Annotated in this window: 18 protein-coding genes and 1 pseudogene; 9 read left to right on the forward strand and 10 right to left on the reverse strand. The window is 69.6% G+C overall.

Going from position 1 to position 23,656, the window contains the following annotated elements:
• Window positions 1-198 precede the first annotated feature (198 nt).
• Window positions 199-1,317: a ScbA/BarX family gamma-butyrolactone biosynthesis protein gene (locus tag ACIOGZ_RS15225; protein ID WP_363629287.1), complete on the forward strand. Its 1,119-nt coding sequence runs from the start codon at window positions 199-201 to the stop codon at window positions 1,315-1,317.
• A gap of 43 nt (window positions 1,318-1,360) precedes the next feature.
• On the opposite strand, the gene ACIOGZ_RS15230 is transcribed toward ACIOGZ_RS15225, so the two are convergent.
• The 7 genes from ACIOGZ_RS15230 to hemL all read right to left on the reverse strand — a co-directional run bounded on the left by ACIOGZ_RS15230 (window position 1,361) and on the right by hemL (window position 8,420).
• Window positions 1,361-1,747, reverse strand: a complete 387-nt coding sequence (locus tag ACIOGZ_RS15230; RefSeq protein ID WP_363579943.1) for a hypothetical protein — start codon at window positions 1,745-1,747, stop codon at window positions 1,361-1,363.
• 140 nt (window positions 1,748-1,887) lie between these two features.
• A complete protein-coding gene (gene ccsB, locus ACIOGZ_RS15235; protein WP_400986120.1) occupies window positions 1,888-3,015 on the reverse strand; it encodes a c-type cytochrome biogenesis protein CcsB in 1,128 nt (375 codons plus the stop codon).
• Window positions 3,016-3,018: 3 nt separating this feature from the next.
• Complete coding sequence (locus ACIOGZ_RS15240) at window positions 3,019-4,815, reverse strand: cytochrome c biogenesis protein ResB (protein ID WP_363579942.1); 1,797 nt, start codon at window positions 4,813-4,815, stop codon at window positions 3,019-3,021.
• A gap of 2 nt (window positions 4,816-4,817) precedes the next feature.
• Window positions 4,818-5,591 (reverse strand): cytochrome c biogenesis protein CcdA, encoded by a 774-nt coding sequence (locus ACIOGZ_RS15245; protein ID WP_363579941.1) that lies wholly within the window; start codon window positions 5,589-5,591, stop codon window positions 4,818-4,820.
• Window positions 5,588-6,193 carry a TlpA disulfide reductase family protein gene (locus tag ACIOGZ_RS15250; protein ID WP_363617831.1) on the reverse strand — a complete coding sequence of 202 codons (606 nt, stop codon included), beginning with the start codon at window positions 6,191-6,193 and terminating at the stop codon, window positions 5,588-5,590. The genes ACIOGZ_RS15245 and ACIOGZ_RS15250 overlap by 4 nt, the downstream gene beginning before the upstream one ends.
• Before the next feature lie 162 nt (window positions 6,194-6,355).
• A complete protein-coding gene (locus ACIOGZ_RS15255; protein ID WP_079136296.1) occupies window positions 6,356-7,003 on the reverse strand; it encodes a histidine phosphatase family protein in 648 nt (215 codons plus the stop codon).
• 88 nt (window positions 7,004-7,091) lie between these two features.
• Entirely contained in the window at window positions 7,092-8,420 is a 1,329-nt protein-coding gene (gene hemL / locus ACIOGZ_RS15260; protein ID WP_363629283.1) for a glutamate-1-semialdehyde 2,1-aminomutase, read from the reverse strand.
• Between the two features lie 292 nt (window positions 8,421-8,712).
• Here hemL and ACIOGZ_RS15265 point away from each other — a divergent pair, with 292 nt between their 5' ends.
• Complete coding sequence (locus ACIOGZ_RS15265; RefSeq protein WP_371518320.1) at window positions 8,713-9,342, forward strand: hypothetical protein; 630 nt, start codon at window positions 8,713-8,715, stop codon at window positions 9,340-9,342.
• A gap of 66 nt (window positions 9,343-9,408) precedes the next feature.
• Here the strand turns inward: ACIOGZ_RS15265 and ACIOGZ_RS15270 are convergent, their stop codons facing one another.
• Window positions 9,409-10,710, reverse strand: coding sequence for a tyrosine-type recombinase/integrase (locus ACIOGZ_RS15270; protein ID WP_400986122.1), 1,302 nt, complete (start codon window positions 10,708-10,710; stop codon window positions 9,409-9,411).
• A gap of 599 nt (window positions 10,711-11,309) precedes the next feature.
• Between ACIOGZ_RS15270 and ACIOGZ_RS15275 the strand changes: the two genes are divergently transcribed.
• From ACIOGZ_RS15275 to ACIOGZ_RS15305, 7 genes and pseudogenes are all read left to right on the forward strand, one after another.
• Window positions 11,310-11,525 carry a helix-turn-helix transcriptional regulator gene (locus ACIOGZ_RS15275; RefSeq protein WP_400986124.1) on the forward strand — a complete coding sequence of 72 codons (216 nt, stop codon included), beginning with the start codon at window positions 11,310-11,312 and terminating at the stop codon, window positions 11,523-11,525.
• A gap of 97 nt (window positions 11,526-11,622) precedes the next feature.
• Entirely contained in the window at window positions 11,623-12,828 is a 1,206-nt protein-coding gene (locus ACIOGZ_RS15280; protein WP_400986125.1) for a DUF3631 domain-containing protein, read from the forward strand.
• A 989-nt stretch (window positions 12,829-13,817) separates the two neighbouring features.
• On the forward strand, window positions 13,818-14,372 hold the full coding sequence (gene mobC / locus ACIOGZ_RS15285; protein ID WP_391551081.1) for a plasmid mobilization relaxosome protein MobC: 555 nt from the start codon (window positions 13,818-13,820) through the stop codon (window positions 14,370-14,372).
• Window positions 14,369-16,086 (forward strand): annotated as a pseudogene (locus ACIOGZ_RS15290) (relaxase/mobilization nuclease domain-containing protein). The gene mobC and the pseudogene ACIOGZ_RS15290 overlap by 4 nt, the downstream one beginning before the upstream one ends.
• 206 nt (window positions 16,087-16,292) lie before the next feature.
• Window positions 16,293-16,676: a hypothetical protein gene (locus ACIOGZ_RS15295; protein WP_391551083.1), complete on the forward strand. Its 384-nt coding sequence runs from the start codon at window positions 16,293-16,295 to the stop codon at window positions 16,674-16,676.
• Between the two features lie 137 nt (window positions 16,677-16,813).
• Window positions 16,814-17,146, forward strand: a complete 333-nt coding sequence (locus ACIOGZ_RS15300) for a hypothetical protein (RefSeq protein WP_391551084.1) — start codon at window positions 16,814-16,816, stop codon at window positions 17,144-17,146.
• A 226-nt stretch (window positions 17,147-17,372) separates the two neighbouring features.
• Window positions 17,373-18,332, forward strand: a complete 960-nt coding sequence (locus ACIOGZ_RS15305) for a hypothetical protein (RefSeq protein ID WP_400986128.1) — start codon at window positions 17,373-17,375, stop codon at window positions 18,330-18,332.
• A 115-nt stretch (window positions 18,333-18,447) separates the two neighbouring features.
• On the opposite strand, the gene ACIOGZ_RS15310 is transcribed toward ACIOGZ_RS15305, so the two are convergent.
• Entirely contained in the window at window positions 18,448-20,349 is a 1,902-nt protein-coding gene (locus tag ACIOGZ_RS15310; RefSeq protein ID WP_400986129.1) for a hypothetical protein, read from the reverse strand.
• An 884-nt stretch (window positions 20,350-21,233) separates the two neighbouring features.
• Window positions 21,234-21,848, reverse strand: coding sequence for a hypothetical protein (locus ACIOGZ_RS15315; protein WP_400986131.1), 615 nt, complete (start codon window positions 21,846-21,848; stop codon window positions 21,234-21,236).
• Between the last annotated feature and the right edge of the window lie 1,808 nt (window positions 21,849-23,656).

The raw sequence follows: 23,656 nt of genomic DNA on the forward strand, positions 1-23,656 counted from the left end.
CCAGTGGGGAGCACCCCCGCCCCGGGCCTGCCACCCCCTGGGCGGCCATTACCCCAGTCCAGAGGCCGGGTAGCGTGGTCGCGTCGGGCTGCGCGGCAGGGGCCACCCCAGACGCAGAAGAGAAACCGGGTGGTCTGTATGTTTTCTTTCAGGCGGCCGTACCGGCCGCTCGACCGCCACCCTGGAGTAGGGCCCGTCATGCCATTGATCGTAGAGCCGGACGCCCACGGTCCGTACGCCCACCCCGGTCCCGGCTACGACTTCCACGAGCGGACCGTCTCCCGCCACCTGGTGCACCGCACCTCGGTGTCCGAGGTGTTCCTCACCGGCTGGCAGGCCACCGGTCCGTACGACTTCCTGCTCGGCGCCCAGTGGCCCCGGCTGCACGCCTTCTACCGCCTGCCCGGGGACCGCTTCCACGACCCGGTGCTGATGGCCGAGACCATCCGGCAGGCCGGACTGCTGATCGGCCACGCCGGCTTCGGAGTGCCGCGCGGCCACCACTTCGTCATGGAGGACCTCTCCTACGCGCTCGGCCCGGACGGCCTGCGCGGCCTGGCCGTCACCACCGGACCGGCCTCGCTGATGCTCGCGGTCGGCTGCGAGGACGTCCGGATGCGGCACGGGCGGCTGGTCTCGCTGCGGGTGCACATCGACATATCCCGGGACGGCCACCCGATCGGCCACGGCTCCGGCCAGTTGCGGGTCGTCTCCCCCGCCTCCTACGCCCGGCTGCGCGGCCCCGAGCGGCGGGCCGCCACCCTGCCCCGGCCGCCCGCGCCCACCGCGCCCGAACTGGTCGGCCGCGCACAGCCCACGGACGTCGTGCTCAGCCCCACCCTGCGGCCCGACACCTGGCTGCTGCGCACCGACGCCGGGCACCCGGTGCTGTTCGACCACGAGCTGGACCACGTGCCCGGGATGCTGGTGCTGGAGGCCGCCCGGCAGGCCGCCCAGCGGCTGCGCCACCCCGAACCGGTGGTGCCGGTCGAGCTGGTGACGTCCTTCGACCGCTACATCGAGCTGGACCGGCCCTGCCTCGTCCAGGCGGTCCACGAGCAGGCGCCGGACGGCCGCCGGCTGCCCGTCCGGGTGCTGCTGGTCCAGGACGGGCGGACGGCGGCCGACTGCCGGCTGCTCACCGAACCGATCGACGGGCCCGCCGACGGATCGGCGGACAGGCCGGCCGACAGGCGGGGTGACAGACCGGGCGACAGACCGGGAGAGCCGCCGACGGTGCCCGCCCGGCGGGAGGCCTTCGACGACCGCCCCGCCGGCCAGGGCATCGGCAGCCCCCGGCTGCCACTGGCCAGTTGAACCGGCCTCCCCCGAGCGCCCCCTGGGCCCCCTCGACCGCCCGCTAGGCGGCGACCAGCGCCGACGGCCGACCGGCGTGCATCACGCTGAGGTTGGTGGCCAGCCGGACCGGGTCCTGGGCCAGCCAGAGCCGCAGCGCCGCGCCCAGCATCGCGCTGGCCGACTCGATCCGGACCTCGGTGACCTGCGCGATCCGCGCCGCGCCGGGCACCAGCAGGTCGGCCAGCGGGGTCGGCAGCCAGACCGTCAGCGCGCACGGCGCCGGCGCCGCCAGGGCGCCCAGCAGGCGGTAGGCGTCCACCGGCGAGCTGAGCGTGGGGATGATGTCCAGCAGGCCATCGGCCACCACCTCGGACACGTCGCTGCGGTGTCCCTGGGCGAGCCGGCGGAGCAACGTGCGCTCGGCGGCGGTGATTCGGACGGTCAGCATGACCTCGTCGCACTCCATTGCGCGATTTCCTCCTCGTTCCTCCCCGTGCCGGCCGGCGGCCGGCACGAACTACCCCTGTCGCACCTCGGCCCGGCTACCTTCTGCGGAGAGCCGGGCCGGTGGGTGACTGTGTGCCCCGGTCAGATCCCCGCGTAGGAGTGCTTGCCGGTGACGAAGATGTTCACGCCGTAGTAGTTGAAGAGCCAGCAGGCGAAGGCCGCCAGCGCCAGGTAGGCCGCCTTGCGGCCCTTCCAGCCGGCCGTCGCGCGGGCGTGCAGGTAGCAGGCGTAGGCGACCCAGGTGATGAACGACCAGGTCTCCTTCGGGTCCCACTCCCAGTACTTGCCCCAGGCCGCCTCGGCCCAGATCGCGCCCGCGATGATGGTGAAGGTCCAGAGCGGGAAGACCAGGGCGTTGATCCGGTAGGACAGCTTGTCGAAGGTGGACGCGGCGGGCAGCCGGCGCCAGACCGACGCCGGGGTGCCCAGCGGGCCGGTGGTCAGGCCGGCCGCGATCCGCTTGTCGAAGGAGTCCTTGCCGAGGTACAGCAGCGTGGCGATGAACGCCGCGTAGAAGGCGCCGCCGCAGAAGATCGCGGTCGAGACGTGGATCGCCAGCCACGGCGAGTGCAGCGCCGGGACGAGCTGCTCGGAGTCGGTGTAGAGCACCGTGGTGGCGATGCCGAGGGTCAGCAGCCCCGCGAGCACGACCGGCAGGCCGAGCCAGCGGACGTTCTTCTTCGAGGCCAGCAGCACCAGGTACGCCGCCGTCATGGCGAAGGCGAAGGCGCAGGAGAACTCGTACATGTTGCCCCACGGCCAGCGGGAGACCGAGAGGCCGCGGGTGACGATGCCGCCGGCGTGCAGCAGGGCACCCAGCACGGTGAGCGAGACCGCGATCCGGCCGGCCAGGTCGGCCCGGGTGCTGTTGCCGGCCGCGCCCGGACCGTCCTCCTCGTCCGCGCCGCGCCCGCTGGTGACCACCGTCGCGCCCTCGCCCGCCAGGGCGGTGCGGGTGAGCGTGGTGGTGGTGCCGCCGCCGGCCCCCGCCACGGTAACGGTGACCTTCTTCGCGCCCTTGGTGCCGGCGACGGTCTCGGACAGGCTGCCCGACTGCTCCGTCGAGCGGACGGCGACGGCGCCCTTGCTGCCGAAAGTCCACTCGATCATGTGGGCGAACATGGCGAGCGTGTAGACCACCATCGCCGAATAGATCAGCTTGTTGGAGAGGTCGGCCAGCTGTGGGTCGACCCCCGAGGCGAGATGCACCGTCTACTCCTTGGAGTTCTGGTCGGCAGGGACTGCGGGTTCTGCGGGTGCGTCCGAAGCCGCGGCGGCCTCGGGTCCGGGGGCCTCGGCTGCGGGGTCCTCGGCTTCGGGATCCTCGGGCGCGGGGCCTTCGGGTGCGGCGTCGTCCTCGTCCTCCGACGCCGGGGCGTCGTCCTGGAGGTCCACCGCGAGTTCGGCCAGCTCCTCGGCGATCTTCGCCGACTCACTGCGGGCCAGACCGGCCAGCTCCACCTGGGTGCCGCCGCCCGGCAGGGCGACCGCGCGCACCCAGATCCGGCGGCGCTGCACGAACAGCGAGCCGATCAGGCCGAGGATCGCCAGCACCGCACCGGTCAGGGCGATCGTGTTGCCCGGGCGGTGCGAGACGTTGAAGCTGGCCCACTGCTTGTAGCCCTCGAAGGTGACGCTGCCGTAGCCGTCCGGCAGGTCCCAGGCCTGGCCGGGCTTGAGCCGGGCCTTGGCGGGCTGGCCGTCCTGGGTCAGCTGGGTCAGCTTCCGGTCGTTGAGCTGGTAGATGTTCTGCGGCAGGCCGGAGTCGGTGCCCAGGTCGCCCGCGAAGGCGTTCAGCACCAGCTCGGGGGCGGCGTCGCCGGGGTAGAGCGAGACCGGGCCGGTGCCCTCGAAGCTCAGCGGCGCGGTCGGCAGGAAGAAGCCGGAGAAGCCCATCTGGGTCGGGTTGCCGTCCGGGCCAGCGCCGTAGTCGGAGACCTTCACGACACCGGTCGAGGTCAGGTTGCTGTCCTGCGGCAGGAACGGCACGGCACCCCGGTAGACGACGTCGCCCTTGCCGTTCTTGACGGTGATGACCGGGGCGTAGCCGTGGCCGATCAGGAAGACCTTGCTGCCGCCGATCTCCAGCGGGTGGTTGACCTCGATCGTGCCCTGCTTGAGCTTCGAGGTGTCCTCGCCCGCCGTGTACTCGACGTTCGCGGTGAACTGCCGGGCGGCGCCGATCTGGTCGCCCTTGTCCTGGAACTTGGCGGTGAAGCCGTTCAGCTTCAGGTAGAAGGGGTCGAGGTCCTCGGTGCCGTAGAACCGCGTGCCGTTGAAGTCGTCGAGCTGGGTGATGGTGTTGGAGTAGCCCTCGCCCTCGACCATCAGCTTGCCGCCGGTGCCGGACGCCAGGCTGGCCCAGGCGAAGCCGCCGAGCAGCGCGAACAGCGACATGTGGAAGAGCAGGTTGCCGACCTCGCGCAGGTAGCCCTTCTCGGCGGCCACCGAGCCGCCGGCCAGGTTGGCGCGGAACCGGCGCTTGCGCAGCAGCCGGTGGGCGGCGGCGTTCACCGCGTCGGCGTCCGCCTCGGTGCGCCAGACCGCGTAGACCGGCATCCGGGTCAGGTTGCGCGGCGCGGCCGGCGGCTGGGCCCGCAGCACGCCGACGAACTGCCAGGTGCGCGGGACGATGCAGCCGGCCAGCGAGACGAACAGCAGGATGTAGATCGCGGAGAACCAGACCGAGCTGTAGACGTCGAACAGTTGGAGCTTCTCGTAGATCGGCGCGACCGTGGTGTGGTGCGTCTTCCACGCCTCGACCTTGAGCAGGCCCTGGCCGTTCTGGTACTGCGGGATCAGCGAGCCCGGGATGGCGGCCAGCGACAGCAGGAAGAGCAGGATCAGCGCGACCCGCATCGAGGTCAGCTGGCGCCACATCCAGCGCGCCCAGCCCAGGACCCCTATGCCGGTGGGGCCCTCGGACTCGACCGGCGCGCTGCTGAGCCGCTCGGCGGCCGCGTCGTCCGGCGCCGGGGGCAGCTCGGCCTCGGTCGTGGTCTTGCTCACGGTCAGATTCCGATCGAGAAGTCGGCGGTCCAGGACTGCAGTTCGCTCATCGTCGAGTCCCAGATGCCGGTGACGAGCAGCAGACCGACTGCGACGAGCATGCCGCCGCCGATCCGCATGACGAGCGGGTAGTGCCGCTTGACCCAGCCGAAGGCACCCAGGGCCCGGCGGAAGGCCAGCGCGGCCACGATGAACGGTACGCCCAGTCCCAGGCAGTAGAAGGTCATCAGCAGGGCGCCGCGCTCCGCGTCGGCCTGGTTCAGGGCCAGGTTCTGGACGGTCGCCAGGGTCGGGCCGATGCAGGGCGTCCAGCCGACGCCGAACACCATGCCGAGCAGCGGGGCGCCCAGCAGGCCGACCGCCGGGCGGCGGTGGGAGCGCACCTCGCGCATGCTCAGGCCGGGGACGAGGCCCATGAAGGCGAGGCCCATCACGATGGTCAGCGCGCCGAGCACGATCGAGATGACCCGCTTGTGCGCCTGGAGGGTGTCGCCGAACTGGCCGAACAGCGCCCCGCCCGAGACGAACACCGCGGTGAAGCCGAGGATGAACAGCGTCGCCCCGAGCAGCATCCGGCCGCGCCGCGCACCGCGGGCGTCCGCGAGGTCGGCGGCGGAGAAGCCGGTCACGTACGACAGGTAGCCGGGGACGAGCGGCAGCACGCAGGGCGAGAAGAACGACACCAGCCCGGCCGCCAGCGCGATCGGCGCGGCCACCAGCAGTGCCCCGCTCTGGAGGGTCCCGGTGTTGTCGGCGAGCTGTAGCGGCAGGCTCACTGCTTCGGCTCCGCGACCACCGGCTGGAGGATCGACTCCAGCGCGTCCTGGGTCGTGCCGCCGACGGCGCGGGCGGCCAGCTTGCCGTCGCGGTCGACGATCAGGGTGGTCGGGAGCGACTGCAGGCTGAGGCTGCCCTTGGGGAACTTGAGCAGCTGGGTGCCCGCCGGGTCGAAGATGCTCGGGTAGGTGACGCCCTGCTCCTGCTCGAAGCGGACGGCGTTGGTCTTGTCGCTGTCCCGGGTGTTGACGCCGAGGAACTGGACGCCCTGGTCCTTGTACTTCTCCGAGACGGCCTGGAGGCTCTTCGCCTCGGCCCGGCACGGCCCGCACCAGGAGCCCCAGACGTTCAGCACCACGACCTTGCCGTGGTAGTCCGAGAGCTTGGTCTGGCCGCCGTCCAGGGTCTCCCCGGAGATGTCCGGTGCGCTCCCGCGCTTGCCGGTGTCCACCTTCGACAGGTTGGTCCCCTTGACGGTGACGAAGCCGACCTGGCCTTCGCCGCTGCCCGACGAGCCCGAGGACGAACAGCCGGTGAGGACGAGCGCAGCGGCGGCGACAGTGGCGGCAGCTGCGGCGACACGGGGACGGGGGCGCGCCATGGCAGACATGTGAAAAGTTTCGCATGGAGTTCCGGGCAGGTTCGCCGGGGTCCTCCCTAGCGCGTCGCACCCCCTCTGACCTGTGACGGAGTCGGGCCGCCCGGCTCTCGCCGGGCGGCCCGATCCCATACTTACGCGGGGTTTACCAACGGCCCCGCGGACTCACGCGCCGAAGCTCTTGCCCACCGGCTTGTCCTTGCCGCCCTTGCCGATCAGGTGCGCGGGCAACAGGTCGCGGGCCGGCTCGCGGTAGCCGACCGAGACGATCTTGTCGCCCTCGAAGGTGAAGCTGGTCAGCGAGGCCAGCGAGCACTGCCGGCGGCGCGGGTCGTGCCAGAGCCGGCGGCGCTCGACGAAGGAGCGGACGATCCAGATCGGCAGCTGGTGGCTGACGCAGACCGCCTCGTGCCCGCGCGCGGCGTCCCGGGCGGCGCCGAGCGCGCCCATCATCCGCACCACCTGGTCGAGGTAGGGCTCGCCCCAGGAGGGCTTGAACGGGTTGGTGAGGTACTTCCAGTAGCCCGGGTTCCGCAGCGAGCCGTCTCCGACGCCGAAGGTCTTGCCCTCGAAGATGTTGTCCGCCTCGATCAGCCGCTCGTCCGCCGCGACGTCCAGGCCGTGCGCCTTGGCGATCGGCCCGGCGGTCTCCTGGGCCCGCTCCAGCGGGGACGCCACCACGTGGGTGATGTCCCGGCCGGCCAGGTCCTCGGCGACCCGCTCGGCCATCTCCCGGCCCAGCTCGGACAGCCGGTAGCCCGGCAGGCGCCCGTACAGGATGCCCTCCGGGTTGTGCACCTCACCGTGCCGCATCAGATGGACGACGGTGATCTCTTTGGCGCTCACTTCTCAGTACTCCTGGGGCTCGCAGGGATGGATCGGGGCCTGGGTCCTGTCCGGCCTAGACCGTGGCCGCGGCGGCCGCGCGGGCGGCGGCCGGAAGGGCGGCGGCGATCCGCTCGATCGCCCGCTCGTCGTGGGCCGCCGAGACGAACCAGGACTCGAAGGCGGACGGCGGCAGGTAGACACCCTCGGCGAGCATCGCGTGGAAGAAGGCGGTGAAACGGTACGCCTCCTGGGTCTTGGCCTCGTCGTAGTTGGTGACGGCGGCCTCGGTGAAGAACACCGAGAACATGTTCCCGGCGGTCTGCAGCCGGTGCGTCACGCCCTCCTTGGTGAGCGCCTCCGACACCAGGCCGGAGATCTCGGCAGCGACCTTGTCCACGGTCGCGTACACCTCGTCGGTGCAGCCGCGCAGTTGGGCCAGGCCGGCCGCGGTGGCGATCGGGTTACCGGACAGGGTGCCCGCCTGGTAGACCGGGCCGGCCGGGGCCAGGTGGGCCATCACGTCGGCACGCCCGCCGAAGGCCGCGGCCGGGAAGCCGCCGCCCATGACCTTGCCGAAGGTCAGCAGGTCCGGCGCCCAGCCCTCGTTCGCCGCCTCCAGGCCGTACCAGCCGGCCTTGGAAACGCGGAAGCCGGTCATCACCTCGTCCGAGACGAACAGCGCGCCGTTCGTCCGGCAGAGCCGGGCCAGGCCCGCGTTGAAGCCGGGCAGCGGCGGGACGACGCCCATGTTGCCGGGCGAGGCCTCGGTGATCACGCAGGCGATCTCGCCCGGGTGGGCGGCGAAGGCCTGCTCGACGGCGGCCAGGTCGTTGTAGGGCAGCACGATGGTGTCGCCGGCCTGGGCGCCGGTGACGCCCGGGGTGTCCGGCAGGCCGAAGGTGGCCACGCCCGAACCGGCGGCGGCCAGCAGGGCGTCCACGTGGCCGTGGTAGCAGCCGGCGAACTTCACCACCTTCGCGCGCCCGGTGAAGCCGCGGGCCAGCCGGATCGCGGACATGGTGGCCTCGGTGCCGGAGGAGACCAGGCGGACCTGCTCGACCGGGGCGACCCGGCCGACGATCTCCTCGGCCAGCTCGACCTCGCCCTGGCCGGGCGTGCCGAAGGATGTGCCGCGGGTGACCGCCTGCTGGACGGCGTCGATCACCGCGGGGTGCGCGTGGCCGAGGATCATCGGGCCCCACGAGCACACCAGGTCGACGTACTCGCGGCCGTCGGCGTCGGTGAGGTAGGGGCCGGCGCCGGACACCATGAAGCGCGGCGTGCCGCCGACCGCGCGGAAGGCGCGCACCGGGGAGTTGACGCCGCCGGGCGTCACGACGGAGGCGCGGTCGAACAGCGACTGGGACTGGGGGGCTTCGTAGGGGTAGCTCACGGGAGACATGGTCTCAAATCGTGTCCTTGAGCTCTGCATGTCGGACCCGATCATCTGGAACGATGATCCGGGCACCGTTGTCTGTACGGTGGTCCGTACAGACGGGGCCGCTGACTGCTCCGGAGCACGGACCAGTCAGACTGTGCACTCAGAGTGCGCAAGTGTTCCGGTTGTGTGCAGGGGTGTGGAGAGGACTGCCGCGTACCGCGAGTGGGTACGGCGGCGCATGACGGGTAAGGAGCACGTCCGGAGGGACGCCGGACGTGCGGGGGTCTGTCGATTCCGGCGAATTCCGGTGAGGATGGTCCGAGTGTCCGAGGCGCAGGACGGCTACGACGAGGCTGCGGGGGGCTCCCGCAGGCCCGCCGAAACCGCACGCGGGGGTAAGGGAGCGGGCACGGGTCGTGGCCGCCGCGGCGGCGAGAGGCGGGGTGAGGGACGCGTGGGGGTGACGTACAAGTACTTCGGCGCACCGGATCGCGCCACCGCCGCCAGAGTCCCCACCGCCCTCGGACCGGGCGGGCTCGGCCTGGACGCCGGCGAACTCGGCTCGCTCGGGCGGCTCGGCGACCTGATGGAGACCAGCGGCTCCCCCAACGGCCACCTCTCCACCAAGATCAAGCCGGAGACCATGAGCGCCATGGTCCTCACCGGCATCCAGGGCGTCCCGCTGCACCAGGTCCCGCCGCTGGAACTCGTCGTGCTGCACCCCGACTACGCCGTCGTCCAACTCCCGCAGAACGTCGTCGAACCGCTCCGCAAGGCCGACGAGACCGAACTCGGCGCCGCCGCCTTCATCTGGTCCACCGTCCCCGACCGGCGCGGACCGCGCGACGCCTTCGTGATCTACAGCATGCTGCACGAGTGGCAGGACTTCGCCAACCGCCTGCACGAGGCCGGGCACCAGCTGTACTGCCTGGTCTGGCCCTGACCTGCGGGTCCGCCCGCTTCTGAGCGCTCGTCAACGGGCTACGGGGCGGGCACCCGAAAGGTGCCGTCAGGCCGCCAGGGCACATCCAGGGCACACGGGCCCGGAAGTGCCCTGCCGGCGCTCCTGCCCGGCCTCGCCGAGGAGGAAGTCGTCGGTGGCCGAGCGGGCGCGCCCCTCGCTGCTCGGCATGAGGTGGGTATAGGTCCGGAGCGTGAAGCCGGGGTCCGAGTGGCCGAGGTAGACCGCGAGGGCCTTGATGCTGGTGCCGCCTTCGAGCTGGGCCGAGGCGTACGTGTGGCGGAGGGCGTGCATGCCGTCGTCGGGTGCCGCCTCGAAGTACTGCGAGCCGCTCGTGCGGGCCGGGATGACACCGGCGTGCACCAGGGCGCGCTTCCAGAGGCCCTGGTTGAAGACGCTCCGGTTGTGGGGCTTCCCCTTGGCGTCCACGAAGAGCAGCTTGAGGGTCTTCGGCTTGCCGTCGGGCTTGTGCCACGGCAGCGTCGCGGGCATCGGCTTGAACACCGCGAGGTGGGCCCGAAGAGCCGTGGCCGTGGCCGGCGACAGCGGCACGGAGCGGATCTTGTCGCCCTTCGGCAGTGCGAACACCATCTTCGAGCCGACGAAGCGGATCTGGTGGTTCACGTGCAACCAGCCACCCTCGAAGTCGATGTCATCCTCCGTCAATGCGAAGATCTCGCCCTGACGGAGGCCGCATCCGACACCCACCGCGCCGCCGGCGCGGAAGCTCTCGGGGAGTCCCTCCAGGACCGCCAGCACCCGCTCGCGGGTCCACGGCACGACGGGCTTCGGCGGGACCTTCGGCCACGACACGGAGGACGCCTTGCACGGGTTGCGCCTCAGGATGCCCGAGTCGACGGCGGCGTCGAAGATGCTGCTGAGCACGTCGCCGATGCCACCGATCGTGGAAGCCGCCAGCGGCACCTCCAGTAGCTCCCTGATCCAGGCGCGAACCGGCTCAGGGTCGTTGAACACCCGCATCTCGTGGTGGCCGAGGCGCCCGACGATGTGGTTCCGGACAACACCCTCGTAGCGAACCTCCGTCGTCGGGCCCGCAGTGTTGTTCTTGAACCACTTCGTGGCGTACGCGCCGAGGGTGATCCTGGTCGCCGCAGGGTCGATGTACGTGCCATCGTCCAGGGCCGCCTTGAGCTCGGCGACACGACTGTCCGCCTTGGTCTTGAGCTCAAAGTCCTCCTTCTTCTGTGTGCCCTGGGGGTCTCGGTATCGGACCTGCCAGCGCTTGCCCTTGCCGTGGTCGGCGGTGGGGTACTTGCCCTTGTGCTCGCGGCAGGGCTTGTCGGTCGGGCGGGGGTAGGTCTTGTGCCAGGTGTCGTAGACGGTCGCCATTCGGCTCCTTTGGTCGGGGGCATGCGGAGACACGGCCTGTGGCCGGCGGTCGGGTGGAAGTGGTGGCGCGACGGCTGTGGCGCCAGGTGAGCCGCGGATTCGGGACGCTCGCGGAAGCGCCCCTCAGGGCGGGTGTTGGATGTTTATCGACCGCACCCGGTTTGTCAAATGGGAGATTCCCGGAGAGGCGTTTGAGTGCCAGTTCGTGCTCGATAGTGCCGGATAGTCCCGAGCTCGCTGGCGCCCATGAGCGCTCACCGCCACTCAAGGGCGAGCGAGATGTCCACTTGCGAACGCGATGCACTCTGACCTGGCAAGTTGCCCGATCAAGGCCACCTCCGACAGGGCGATCAAGATCTTTTGATGGATTTTCTCGAGTTCCTTGCCGGGGAGATATGGCGGGCCTTACGTTCGTTATCGCCGCCCAGCGAGGTCGCGACGCTTCGCTTCTCGCCGGGCAGGTCCACCGATCCACCTGGAGCCGTTTTAGGTTCCGAGCCGGGTTGCGTGGAGACTTCCCTCACCGCGCAGAGCGACCCCTTTCCCAGGGGCCCCTCGGCGCGCCCTCACTCCCCTATCCCCTGCCTGCTGGAGACCTCTTGCCCACGACCTTCCGTGCCACCACCCCCGATCGCCGCCCGCTGGCCACCGCGGAGGAACTCGCCGCCTACCTCGGAGTACCGCTCGGGACCGTGTACGCGTGGCGACACCGCGGCCAGGGGCCCGTGGCGATCAAGGTCGGCCGGCACCTGCGCTACCGCTGGGCGGAGGTGGAAGCCTGGCTGGACGGCCATAGCGCCGACCAGGCCGCCTGACCCAACCGCCCTTCACCCTCCATCCCGTTTCCGCCCCCTGCCGCCGGCGCCCGGCACCCCCGCCGCGTGCCCGACCTGGAGCCTCACCATCACCCCTATGTCCAACCCCCTCGTCGCCGACGCCGCCGTGAGGATCCCGACCGCGGACGGCGCCGCGACGGACGTCCTTCGGGCCATCGACACGCCGCCGAGCACGTCCGATTCGCCGGGCGCCGCCCTGCTGGCCGAACTGCGTGACCACATCCGCCGGTACGCGGTCCTGCCCTCCGCGGAGGCGCTGGACGCGGTCACGCTGTGGGTCGCCGCGACGCACCTGCAGGCGGTGTGGCACCACGCGCCGCGTCTGGCGATCGTGGCTCCGGCTCGGCGGTGCGGAAAGTCCCGCCTGCTCGACATCCTGGTCGAGACCGTCCACGATCCCCTGATCACGGTCAACACCAGTGCGGCGGCGATCTACCGTTCGCTCAGCGACCGGCCCAGGACCCTGCTGGTCGACGAGGTCGACACCCTCTTCGGCAACCCCCGCACGGCCGAGATGAACGAGGGCCTGCGCGGCCTGCTGAACGCCGGCCACCAGCGCAACCGGCCCGTCACCCGGTCGGTCGGCAACGACCACCAGGCCCGCGAGTTCGACACCTTCGCCATGGCCGCCCTCGCCGGGATCGGCGACCTGCCCGACACGATCATGGACCGGTCGATCGTGATCCGCATGCGCCGCCGTGCCGACGGCGAGGTCGTCGCCCCGCTGCGGGACCGCCGCGACGGCGTCCTACTCCGGGAGACCCGCGCCAAGCTCGCCCTCTGGGCCTCCCGCGTGCGGGAAAAGGCCGAGGCCCTGCACCCGGACATGCCGGTCGAGGACCGCGCCGCCGACACCTGGGAACCCCTGGTGGCCGTCGCCGACCTCGCTGGCGACTCGTGGCCGGACCGCGCCCGCCTGGCGTGCGCGCGCATGGTCGCGGCCGAGGAGGAGATCGAGGAGGACAGCTGCGGCGGCGCGCGGATCCTCGCCGACATCCGCCGGATCTACTTCACCCACGGCGACACGGACACCCTGCCCACCACGGCGATCCTCGCGGCGCTCAACGACGACCCCGAGGCGCCGTGGGCCGAGCACGGGCGCGGTGGCCTCACCGCCCGCGGGCTGGCCGGGCTGCTCAAGGACTACCGGATCTCCTCGGCCAACATCCGCCTGCCCGACGGCACCCAGCGCAAGGGCTACACCTTCAACAAGTTCGCCGACTCCTGGCGCCGCTACTGCCCCAGGATCCACCCGCTCCCCCAGCGCGCCCCGGCCAGCTGACCCCGCCCCCCGGGTGCGGTAGATACCGTCACCGACGTCGCATCCGCTCTGCCGCACGCCCACCACCGGGACGGCAGCCTTCCGAGAGCCGTCCGCACGGCCGCCGAGCACAAGCCGGGCGAACCGACCGGTCCGCTCCTGGTCCGGTACAACCGGACCGGACCGGACCAGGACGGCAGCGGGACGGAGCGACCAGCCGCACAGGCCAGTCGTGGCAATGGACTTCGGCACACGAGACGGATGAAACGGACCGCGGCACTCAACCCCACCGGACCGGACGGTCCGCCGCCCGCAGGCTTGCGGACCGCCCGGACCGGACCGGTGTCCGAGGCTTGCGGACTTGGACCGGTCCGGTGTCCGGCGTCCTGTCCGAACGCACGGTCCGGAAGCTGTCGGACCGTCTCCCGCGCAGACCCGGCCATCGGGCTGTCCGGACCATCCGGCCGCTCTGCGCGGTCCGGCACGCCGGTCCGGGACCGGTCCGGTCCGGTCCCGGACGGTCCGGACGGTCCGGGACCGGACGGACGGACCGGCGGACCGGCGGACGGGACCGGCGGACCAGCGAACCAGACCGGCGGACCAGCGGACCGAGATCTGCCGACCATTCGCTGACGGACCGCGCCGGCGGACCGGACCGTCCGGAACGTGGTCCGTCGGACCGAAATCCGCTCACCGACCACGCGGACCGGACCGGTGGACCGGACCGCTCGGTCCGACGGTCCACTCACGGACCGGACCGTCCTCCTTGCGGTCCGTCCGCACCTCACCCGTACGGCCGATCCGCCCGAAGACCCAGGAGACACTCCCTGACCGATCACCAGCACGGCCCCGCGCACGACGACCGCCCCGATGCCGGCCCGGAGGCGCTCCTCGACTCGCCCACGTTCGCCCGCGACCTGCGGCGGGCGTTCGACCCGGGCACCCCTGGCGGAGCCAGTAGTACCCCGAGTCCGACTCGCGGCCGGACACGGGGAGGCTCCGCCCCAGGGGTGGCGGAGCGGTCCCGGCGCGAGGGCGCGCCGGGCCAGGGGTTCGAGGCCGAGGACGGCCCCGAACCGGACGAGCTCCACAGCGTCCAGACGACGATCCTCACCGACCACCGCCGCTACAACAGCCCCACCGAAGCCGGCGGAGCCGAGCCGCGCAACCGCCGGTTCGGAGGCGTCAAGCGCGAGGAACGCGTCGGACCGCTGCGGTTCAGGCCCGACGAGCACGCCAGGCTGCAAGCGGCTGCCCTCGCCCATGGCTACAACGGCGTGTCCGGTTTCGCGGCCGACGTCGTCATGGCGTTCATCGACGGCCGGTTCTTCATCGACCTCCCCCTCGCCGAGGAGCGGCGGGCCACCCACCACTTCCGCTCGGTCTTCCTGCGCAAGCACGACCGGCTGGGCAACAACCTCAACCAGATCGCCCGCGCCGACAACGGCGGCTACGACCGGCCGGCCCACAGCCCCCGGACCATCGACCAACTGCTCCGCCTCCAGACCGAGATCGCCCACGCCTTCCGCCCGTCCGCCACCCAGGAGTCCTCCACCCACCCGTGATCGCCGCCATCAAGGACCCCGGCTCCAACACCCGCGGCCTGCTCGCCTACCTCTACGGCCCCGGCCGCCACGACGAACACCACGACCCGCACATCGTCGCCGGCTTCGCGATGCTCGCCATGCCCGACCCCGGCCGCGAGGAACAGGCGACCCTCACCCAGCTCGCCCGCTACCTCGACGAGCCGGTCCACCTGCGCAACAGCGAAGTCGGCCTCAAGCTCACCAACCACGTCTGGCACTGCCCCGTCCGCGCCGCTCCCGAGGACCGCCACCTCTCCGACACCGAGTGGGCCGACATCGCCCACCGGATCGTGCAGGCAGCCGGCATCGCGCCCGACGGCGACGACCTCGCCTGCCGCTGGATCGCCGTACGCCACGCCGACGACCACATCCACATCGTCGCCACCACCGTCCGCGAGGACGGCCGCCGCCCCAAACTCCACGGCAGCGGGCGACGCGCCGCCGACGCCTGCCGCCAGATCGAGAAGGACTACGGCCTGCGCCAACTCAAGCCCGGCGACGGCACCGCCGCCAAACGCCCCACCCAGGCCGAGATACACAAAGCCCAACGCCTCGGCTGGAAGCAGACCAGCCGCGCCTGGCTCGAAGACCGCATCCGCGACGCCATCCCCCACGCCGCCGACATCGAGGAGTTCCTCGCCTACCTCCAAGCCGACGGCGTCGAGGTCAACATCCGCCGACTGCCCTCCGGCGACCTGAAGGGCTACTCCGTCGCCCGGCCCGGCGACCTCAAGGCCGACGGCACACCCAACTACCTCTCCGGCAGCAAGATCGCCCCCGACCTCTCCCTGCCCAAGCTCCAAGCGCTCCTGGCCACCAGCACCCCGGAGGAACACCCCACCGCCCGCCGCCACCGCCACAGCACCAGCTGGCAACGCACCACCGACACTCTCGACGCCCTCCACCTCGCCGAACCCGACGGCAACAGCGGGACCGACGCCCTCGCGCAGGCCCAGATCACCGCCCTCGGCGACATCATCAACGCCACCACCCAAGCCGCACCCCACGAGCTGCGCGCCGAACTACGAGCCGCCACCCGCATGTACGCCCGTGCCCAGCGCTCCCAGGTGCGTGCCAACCACCAGGCCGCCACCGACCTGCGACGGGCCGCCCGCGACATCCTCCACGCCGCCGACGGGCCCGGCGGCAACGCCCTCGCCGCACTGATCGCCGCGCTCGTCTGGGCGGCGATCCTCGCCGGCCGCTGGCACCAGGCCACCACCAGCAGGCCCACGCCGCCCAGCTCGCCGTCCAGCACCTGCAGGCCGCCCACGACCAGGCCGCCGCCGAACACCTCTCCGCCCTCACCCACCGCCAGCCCGCCCAGGAGACGATCAACGACCTCGCCCACGACCTGCGCGCCGCCGTCCCCCACCACGCCGCACGCATCCTCACCGACCCCACCTGGCCCGCCCTCGCCACCGCTCTCGCCGACGCCGAAGCCGGCGGTCACCAGCCCCGCCAACTCCTCACCGAGGCAGCCGCCCGCCGCGAACTCGGCACAGCCCGCCAGCCCGCCAAGGTCCTCCTCGGCCGCATCCAGCACACCAGCCGCAACCCCGCACCCAACCGCGCTGCCGATGCTGCCCGCCTGCGCACCACCAGGCTCACCACCCCCAGCCGCAACACGGCACAGCCCACGCCCGCGCCTTCGTCTCGGCCCGACACCCGCCCACAGCACCGCAGGCGCTGAAGCTCCAGGGCCAGCCCGTCTCGCAGGAGGAGCCTCCTCAGCCCCTGGCGCCACACCTTCCCGGGGCCAGCCCAGGCCGCTGCGGAGCGGCCACCGCAGCCCACGCCTGCGGGCCACGCCCCCGGTCGCCCGCCCACCGCCGGACGTCGAGCACCACCGCCAGCAGGACCACACCCAGCCCCCATCCCCCACCGCAAAGGACACCCGTGACCGACACCACCACCTTCGTCAGCCGGAACATCATGAAGCTGCTGTTCGACGCCGACTTCGTGTACCGCGACGACACCGACACCTGGTCCCACCAGGACGGCCGACCGTTCAGCGAGCCCGAGCAGGCCATCGCCGAAGCCGCCGGGGAGGAAGAGCTCGAAGCCCTCTTCGACGTGTACAAGCTCCTGCTCAAGCGCGACCTCGTCGACCCGATGGACGCCCTCCGCGTCCTCACCTACCGGTACTGGATCGCGATCCCCGACTACGACGCCGACAGCACTGACCTCCTCGCCGCCATGACCGACCAGGACCGCGCCGAGTTCGCGCGCCTCTCCGACGCCCTCACCCCTGCCCAGCGCATCGCCCTCATCAAGAGCTGACCCTCCACCTCGCCCTGGCCGGGTACCTGCCCGGCCAGGGTGTCGATTTGATGTCTTCCTGCGCGATCGGGAAGCATCTCAGCCCCTCCGTCGTCGTGTGGTGCTTGAACCCGTCACACCACGGAAGGGCACCGCACTTGACCAACCCCGCCGACGCCGACCGCAACCCCCACCGCAACGTCGTCCTCGCCGTCCCCCACCCCGCACCCCTCAACCCCCGCGGCATCACCATCACCTGCGCCATGTGCAACGCCGCCCGCGACTGGCTCCTTATCCACGTCCAACCCGACATGGTCTTCGTGCGCTGCCGCTGCGCCCACGAGTGGCGCGAGCACGACCTGGAGACCGCCGACGTCACCACAGCCCGGGACGACACCGGGGACCACCAGGTGTGGGAGTCGTTCGAGCAGATGCACCGCGGACTCGGCTTCGACGGGCTGCTCGCGGGAACGGTGTGGAACCTGGAATGACCGGCCCGAGGCCGCCACCAACCGGTGGCGGCCTCCTGCGGAAGCCAGTCCGGCCCGACGGACCAACTCACCTGCCGTCATTGGCCGCAGAGTGTGATCGTGATCGCTCACGGTCCTTGGATGTTCCGGCCGTACGTGTGCTACGTTCCGTGGTCCAACCGAAAATAGGCGACCCCGGCGGTGCTACCAACACCCCGGGGTCCGGCAACAGGAGCTATCACTCCCGATGCGTGTCCATCGTAACGCCCACGCGCGCAACTTCACTGTGCTGCCCAACGCCGTCCTGCAGTACCGACGGCTTTCCTACACCGCCCGCGGCCTGCTCGCCGATCTCCTCTCCCGCCCCGACGGCTGGCGCGAGGACGGCCGGCACATGGCCGACACCAGCCCTCAGGGGCGCGGCGCGATTCGCAAGGCCCTGAAGGAGCTGGCCGACGCCGGCTTCTACCGGGTCGAGAAGATCCGTATGCCCGACGGCACCATTCGTACCGAGACCCACGTCTACGACACCTCGCAGTTGGCGCTGCCGGGTACCACCCGTCCGGTCTCCGGTGAAGCGACCACCGGCGGTGCTGACGCCCTTGTAAAGGACCTGGTGAAAGAACCCTCCCTCCCCGCCGAGCAGGCCGACGAGCCGGTCCTCGCCAACGAGCCGCAGGCGAGGACGGGAGGACGGGCGGAAGACCACGAGGAGAAGACCGCCGAGCAGCCCGTGGCGGTACAAGACGAGCAGGTCCGCGAGGCGGTCGCCACCCTGTTCCGGGTGATCCGCCCCGAACCGCGCCTGCGGCTCGGCCAGACCGAAGCCGAGGAGCTCGCACCCCTCGTCGCGCGGTGGCTGGAGCGCGGCGCGACCCAGGCCGACCTCGCCCAGGCCTTGCTGCCGGGCCTGCCCACCGCGATGCACTCGGCGATCGCAGTGCTCCGATACCGCCTGAAGCGCAAGCTGCCGCCCGCCCAGCCCGTCGTGCGGCCCGCAGCGGCTCGGTACGTCGAGTGCGCCAAGTGCCACGATCCGGTGCCCCAGGCGGGCATTTGCCGGGTGTGCGCGGGCCTCGGCACGCGAGCGGTCGGCGTCGGCGGGGGCGAGCAGGTCACCCGCAGCGGCGCGGCGCGCGCCAGGGACGCCCTGCGCGCTGCCAGGACCGCTGGCCTGCACCTGGGCAGCCTGGCGGTAGCCGAGTAGTGCAGCACCAGCGTCATCGAGCTGGCCGCCATCACGCCGCCATGAGGCACCAATCAATGATCAGAGGCAGCTGGCGACAAAGACAGCCAGAGCGGCTCCAGTCGAACCCTCTTTGCTACGAAGGGGTATTGGAGAAAGCCTCCGCCGCCGATGCTCCTGACAGCCACTGACGCGCCCAGCGGTCTGCCCGATCGCGCCTGCCCTCCTGCCCTTGTTCTTGGCTGTGTCCCTCTATCAGTCCGGTCAGGCTGTCCAGCAGCGCGTTACCCGCGAGGCCGTGGGCAAACGGGGCGACCGTGGCGACCGCTGCGGTGGTCGAGGGGCCGCCATGCGCAAGGGAATTTCGCACCGACCGCAGCCGGCACACCGCACGTGACCATGTGCCTTCCAACGCGCTGTACCAGTCGGCCCGAGAGGCGCTGTCCGCGAAGCGGTGGACCAAGTCGGTTGCTCGCCTACGATTCGGCATGTTTTCTGGGTAGACGGCGGCCAGGAAAGGGAGACTGGCAATGACCTGGGCGAGGTCGACACGAAAGCCAGGCGACGCCTCATGAAGGACAAGGGTCCTGCGACGCCGTTCAATCCGTGCTGCAGTTTGAGGGTCGAGATGGTTTCGTTGGTCCAGTGCATGCCATGCCAACTGCACGAGGCGATCGGCGATCTGCGTATGGATCCACGCGTTCTTGTAATAGCAGTCGAGGAAGTCGTACCAGGGCCCTCCCGATGTCGCGGCGGAGAGGATCTCCAGGATTCTGACGTCGAGGATCACAGCAGGGTGGGCAGGCTGGACCCCAGTGCTTTTCCACCAGCCGATCGCATCAATCACGGCCGCTAGATCCGAGCTCGCTTCTGGCAAGAACGGGATAACACGCGGGGCGAGTTCGGAGAGCCGTCGTGCGGTTACATCGAGATGGCCGAACGGCGCCTGCTCCGTGCGATCCTCTTCTGGCTTGCTGAAGAACTCGTCGGTGCGGTATCCGTCCCCGAAGTGGATGTACCCGTTAAACATCTGCCAGCCGTGCTGCGCTTCGGGGAACGAAGCGGCAGCAACCAGCGATCTGGCCTGGAGCCGGGAATCAACCGAGGCGACGGCCCGTGCCCGAACCCCGAGGTCCACCCGGGCTATCACGACATCTCTTCCTTCGGGCAGCAGATCGGCGGGGAAGTCCGCATCCGGCGAGCTGATCTCCGCCGGAAGGGCGTGCTTGTGCGGACCGTTCTCCACGATCGTCCCGTACAACCAGTCGCGGTGATAGAGCGTAACCGGGCCGAACTCCTGGACCATCTGGCCGATCCGAGCATTGTCGAACGCGTGCCACACGATGTGGTGGGCATCACGTGGCAGGATCTCCAGCACACGTCTGCACAGGTCAGCACGCTCTGAATGCGGCAAGCCAGCAGGTTGTGTGTAGAAGTTCGGCAGGCCCTTCGGGCTCCTATCGAGACCGTCCTGTTCTCCGAGAAGTACTCGTGCGCTCCTTATTGCCGTGGCCTGGTCGTACAGGATTCCAGTCGCGACCTGAAAGAGCCGGTCGGCATCACGGTTCGAACGATGCAGGAGAATTCTCAGCATACGGACGATTCCGATCACGTCGTCGGCCTCAGCCGGCCCCTGCACCATTTCCACCAGATCGTTCCAGAGCGCCCCTAGAAGCTGCGTACTGGCCAAGGCAGTGTCTAGACTTCCCGCCAGCACCACGGCTCGTGCTCGAACCTCCCCCTGCGCCTCAGGCAACTGCCCCAGAGCTAGGGACAGGTCCGCCAGGGGCACGCCAAGCACACTACGTGCGCGGCCTGGGAGGCGGCTGGTCGTGAACGCAAAGTCCGCGATCACTGATTCCCAGGAACGCCGGTGCTGTGTCTTGTAGGGCCGCGAGTCACCAAGCCACTCGCGCAGTTGATCCAGCGCCTCGACCCATCCCAGGTCACGCTCATTGGCCTCGTACTTGCGGTCCCTCAGCGCATGTGCCAGTTCCGTGCACCAGGAAGCCCTGGCTTCTCCACCCCTCACATACATGTATCCAGTCTCGCAAACAGCCGACGCCAGTACGACCAGTCGTCGCCACGAGCCCGTTCCCACACATCCGTCGTCCCATCCACGCAGCACGCTTGATGCGCTCGCTGACCAAGGTCTCGAAGGTGTAGCTTGTTGCGTGCGCTGCCAACTGGCGACCGGCGGGTTTCAAGGCATACCGCAAAGCGGGCTCGACTTGAGTCCGTCCGGTCGGCGGAGCGGCTCTACGCCGTGACTGAGGGGGCCGCTGTGGCATCTTCGGACAAAAAGCGCGCGTATTGCACAGATCTGGGCCAACAGGTACTCAGGTCCCTCGTGGCCCGAGTACTCATCGAGGCTCTTCTCTGGACAGCGCAGCACTTCTTCTAGAGGTGCCGAGGGGGCCGGTCTTCCGGCCCCCTCACATAATCTGCCGCCCGGTAGCCGATGAGCTCTGCCGGCAGATCAGGGAAGACGTCCTTCTCTCGAACTGCCCACAGAACTAGTAGTTCCCCTCGGCCAGGCGTCGCCTAATTTTTCTGTCGACTCTGATCTATCCGGGGTCTAGAACAGACACGACTTCGACCGAGGCGCCGACATCCACGTTCATTGTGGACTCGAGGGCCTGAACGCCCGCAAACGCCTCGCGAGCCGGCCCCGTCGACTCCCGTACAGGAACGGCGTACGCTACCTCGGTCGCCGCCGCGTCAGATGTTTCTTCCGGCGCTCCTTCCACCACTCCAATCGGTCCGGCGAGTCCTGCGGGAAGACAGTCTTAACCAAGCAGTAGGCCAGCACCGCCAGAATCGCGAGTGCGGTCAGCCATGCCGGTACCTGGGAAGGGGCCAAGGCAACGATAGAGGTCGCAATTGCGGACTTGCTGCGCTCCAAGAACAACGCCACCGGGCTCACCTGGCCTTCAGGTGCTGCGGGGAGCGCGCCGACACCGCCTGTTCGACGGTGCTCCTGACATCTCGACTACGCCGCTGGCCAGGCGCCGAATGGACAGGAGGATCGCATGACCGAGCTGAGGAGAGGGTTGACTTGATCAAGGCGCACTGCTCCAGGACAGTGCGCCGATACTGCTCGCTGACAGCATCCAGGACCGTAGCTGACCGATCCATGGGACCGTCATAGGGGAGCCTAGCGAGTACCGGGGTACCCCACCGCGCAAGCTCGGCATCGACCTGGTCGGCAAATTCATCAAAGACTTCAATGCCCTGCATTGACTGCTGAAGGATCAAGCCGCTGATTGGAATCCGATCGAACGGGATGCAGGTCAGGTTGCGCTCACGCCAAGCCATCGCTGCTTCCGCAGTGCTGAGCGGGATCTCCCGCCTCACGGCATCTCCGCCACGGCTCTCAGTGATCGTCACAGTGGCCTCGTAGCCCTCGCTGTCAACAAGCACGAGATAGTCATCGGCGTGCTCATCTACGTAGGGCCCCATGCCGTGGCCGTCATAGCCGTCGCTAAAGACGATCCAATCGAATTCCTGCCGTGCGCGTGTGAGTACAGGTTGCATCTCACTGCGATATCCATAGGAGGTGTATTCGTAGAGACCCCCTTCCCCGGGCACTATACGAAGCCTCCCCCAGGAGGAAGCGTCGGACGGCGGCATTGGACGCTGTGCAGTTGGCCAATCTGGCTCTCCGTATCGCCGAGGAATCCGCGACGGTCGATCGCTTGGCGATGTTGTAAGAATAAGGACTCGGTCACCTTGCAGAGCCCACGCAGCACCGATCTGGGTGGCGGCTCGACGCAGCTCCCACGGGCTCTTGGAGAACCGGGGAGCCAGCAACTGGATGCAACGACCGGGAGAGATCCGTTGGCTTCTCTTCGTATCAGCTGCGGGACCGCCACGCGTAACAACATCCGGCGCCACTGCGGAACCCCCGCCCCGGCCCGGCCGACTGGGAAATGGGACCTCGCCCAGGACCTCGTAAGAGCGAGGCTTCGTTGACCTTCGCACCGCTGGAGCGTCCGCGATCACGGTGCGGACAGTGAGCACGCTGGACCAACCGCTCGGGAAGCGAGAAGGTGCAACGAACCGCAAGACACAAACACCCTCGCTGCAATCGTGGTTGGCTAGGTCAACAACAAGACCTGGGCCTGCGATGGGGTCTTGCAACACGGAGACGAGCCGCTCATCGTGTACCGCACTGCCCGATGCCAGCCCACGGGTGATCTGCCAGTCAAGGCCATGGCCGGCCAACTGAGTGCTGACGTTCAGGCTGATGTGTCCCGCCAGGCGATCCCACAAGCGGATGCGACGCAAGACAGCACTGGCAAGTTGCCCTGCCGAACCATGGTGATCAAGCTCTGTTACCCGACGAGGGCGGCCTCGGCGAGGGTGCCGAAAGGGCAGAGGTGGCAGATTGCCTGGGTCAATGGTCCACAAGGGGATACGTCGGCGACTCTCCAGCTGCGACTGGTAGTCAGACAGGACCGAGCCGAGGTCCGCCTTTCCCAGAGACTTGAGCGCGAGCACTCCACGGTCCGGATTGCGCGCGAAGGCGATCTCGATACTGGTCCCAACAGCTCTGGCCCACAGGTCTTTGATGCCGTGTGCCGACTTTCGAGTGTCCCGGTAGGGCAGCAGCTCAAGAACTGGGCTCACAAGCTCAGGGCTTTCGAACCAAACGTCAAGCCGGGCGCCCTGCGGCACAACTTCGGCGATGCCCAGCGGAAACCGGCAGGGGGTCGTTGGCGAGCCGATGCGCTGCAGAAGCAGCGACTCGAGCAATGACTGGGTGCCCGTCGGCGCGGGGATCAGCACCGACCAGTCCGCCAAGGCTTCGACGCGGAGCCTTGCCCCGCGCAACGACTCTCCGGTGAGCTGCTCTCGGGCACTGGCTACTTGCTGGTGGATCGACATCGCGCGACAGTCCTTCCCTGTTGCCCCGACCTGGCAAAGAAGGCGCGTGCGAATGGTTCATTAGCTCATACGACGGACCTGACATCAGCGAAGTGGGTTGTCCGTCGGCATCACAGGGTCGGTTCGGGATGCCCGGAGCTGGCCGCTTCGCAAGGGCCAGGCGGGAATACTTGATCGCATCCTGGGGATGGATGTCAAGTCGGTCGCACCAGGTTCCCCACTTGTATCGAAAGCGACTGGGCATCCCCCGTTTGGGTTGCGTCGAAGCAGCTGACTCCAACACAGGAACCGGCTGAACAACTACTGAAGTTGAATTCGTGATGTCGGTCTGAGATCTGGTCAGCCATCCATGATCAGGCCGGTGGTGGCGAGGCATCCGTCGATGAGGTGAGGGCGGTACTGGAGTCTCTTCAGGCTGCGCTTGACGGCTCGGGCGAGTTGGTCGATGTCGGCGG

Origin of the sequence: Kitasatospora sp. NPDC088160 (genome assembly GCF_044741445.1) — a bacterium.
Taxonomy (GTDB): Bacteria; Actinomycetota; Actinomycetes; order Streptomycetales; family Streptomycetaceae; genus Kitasatospora.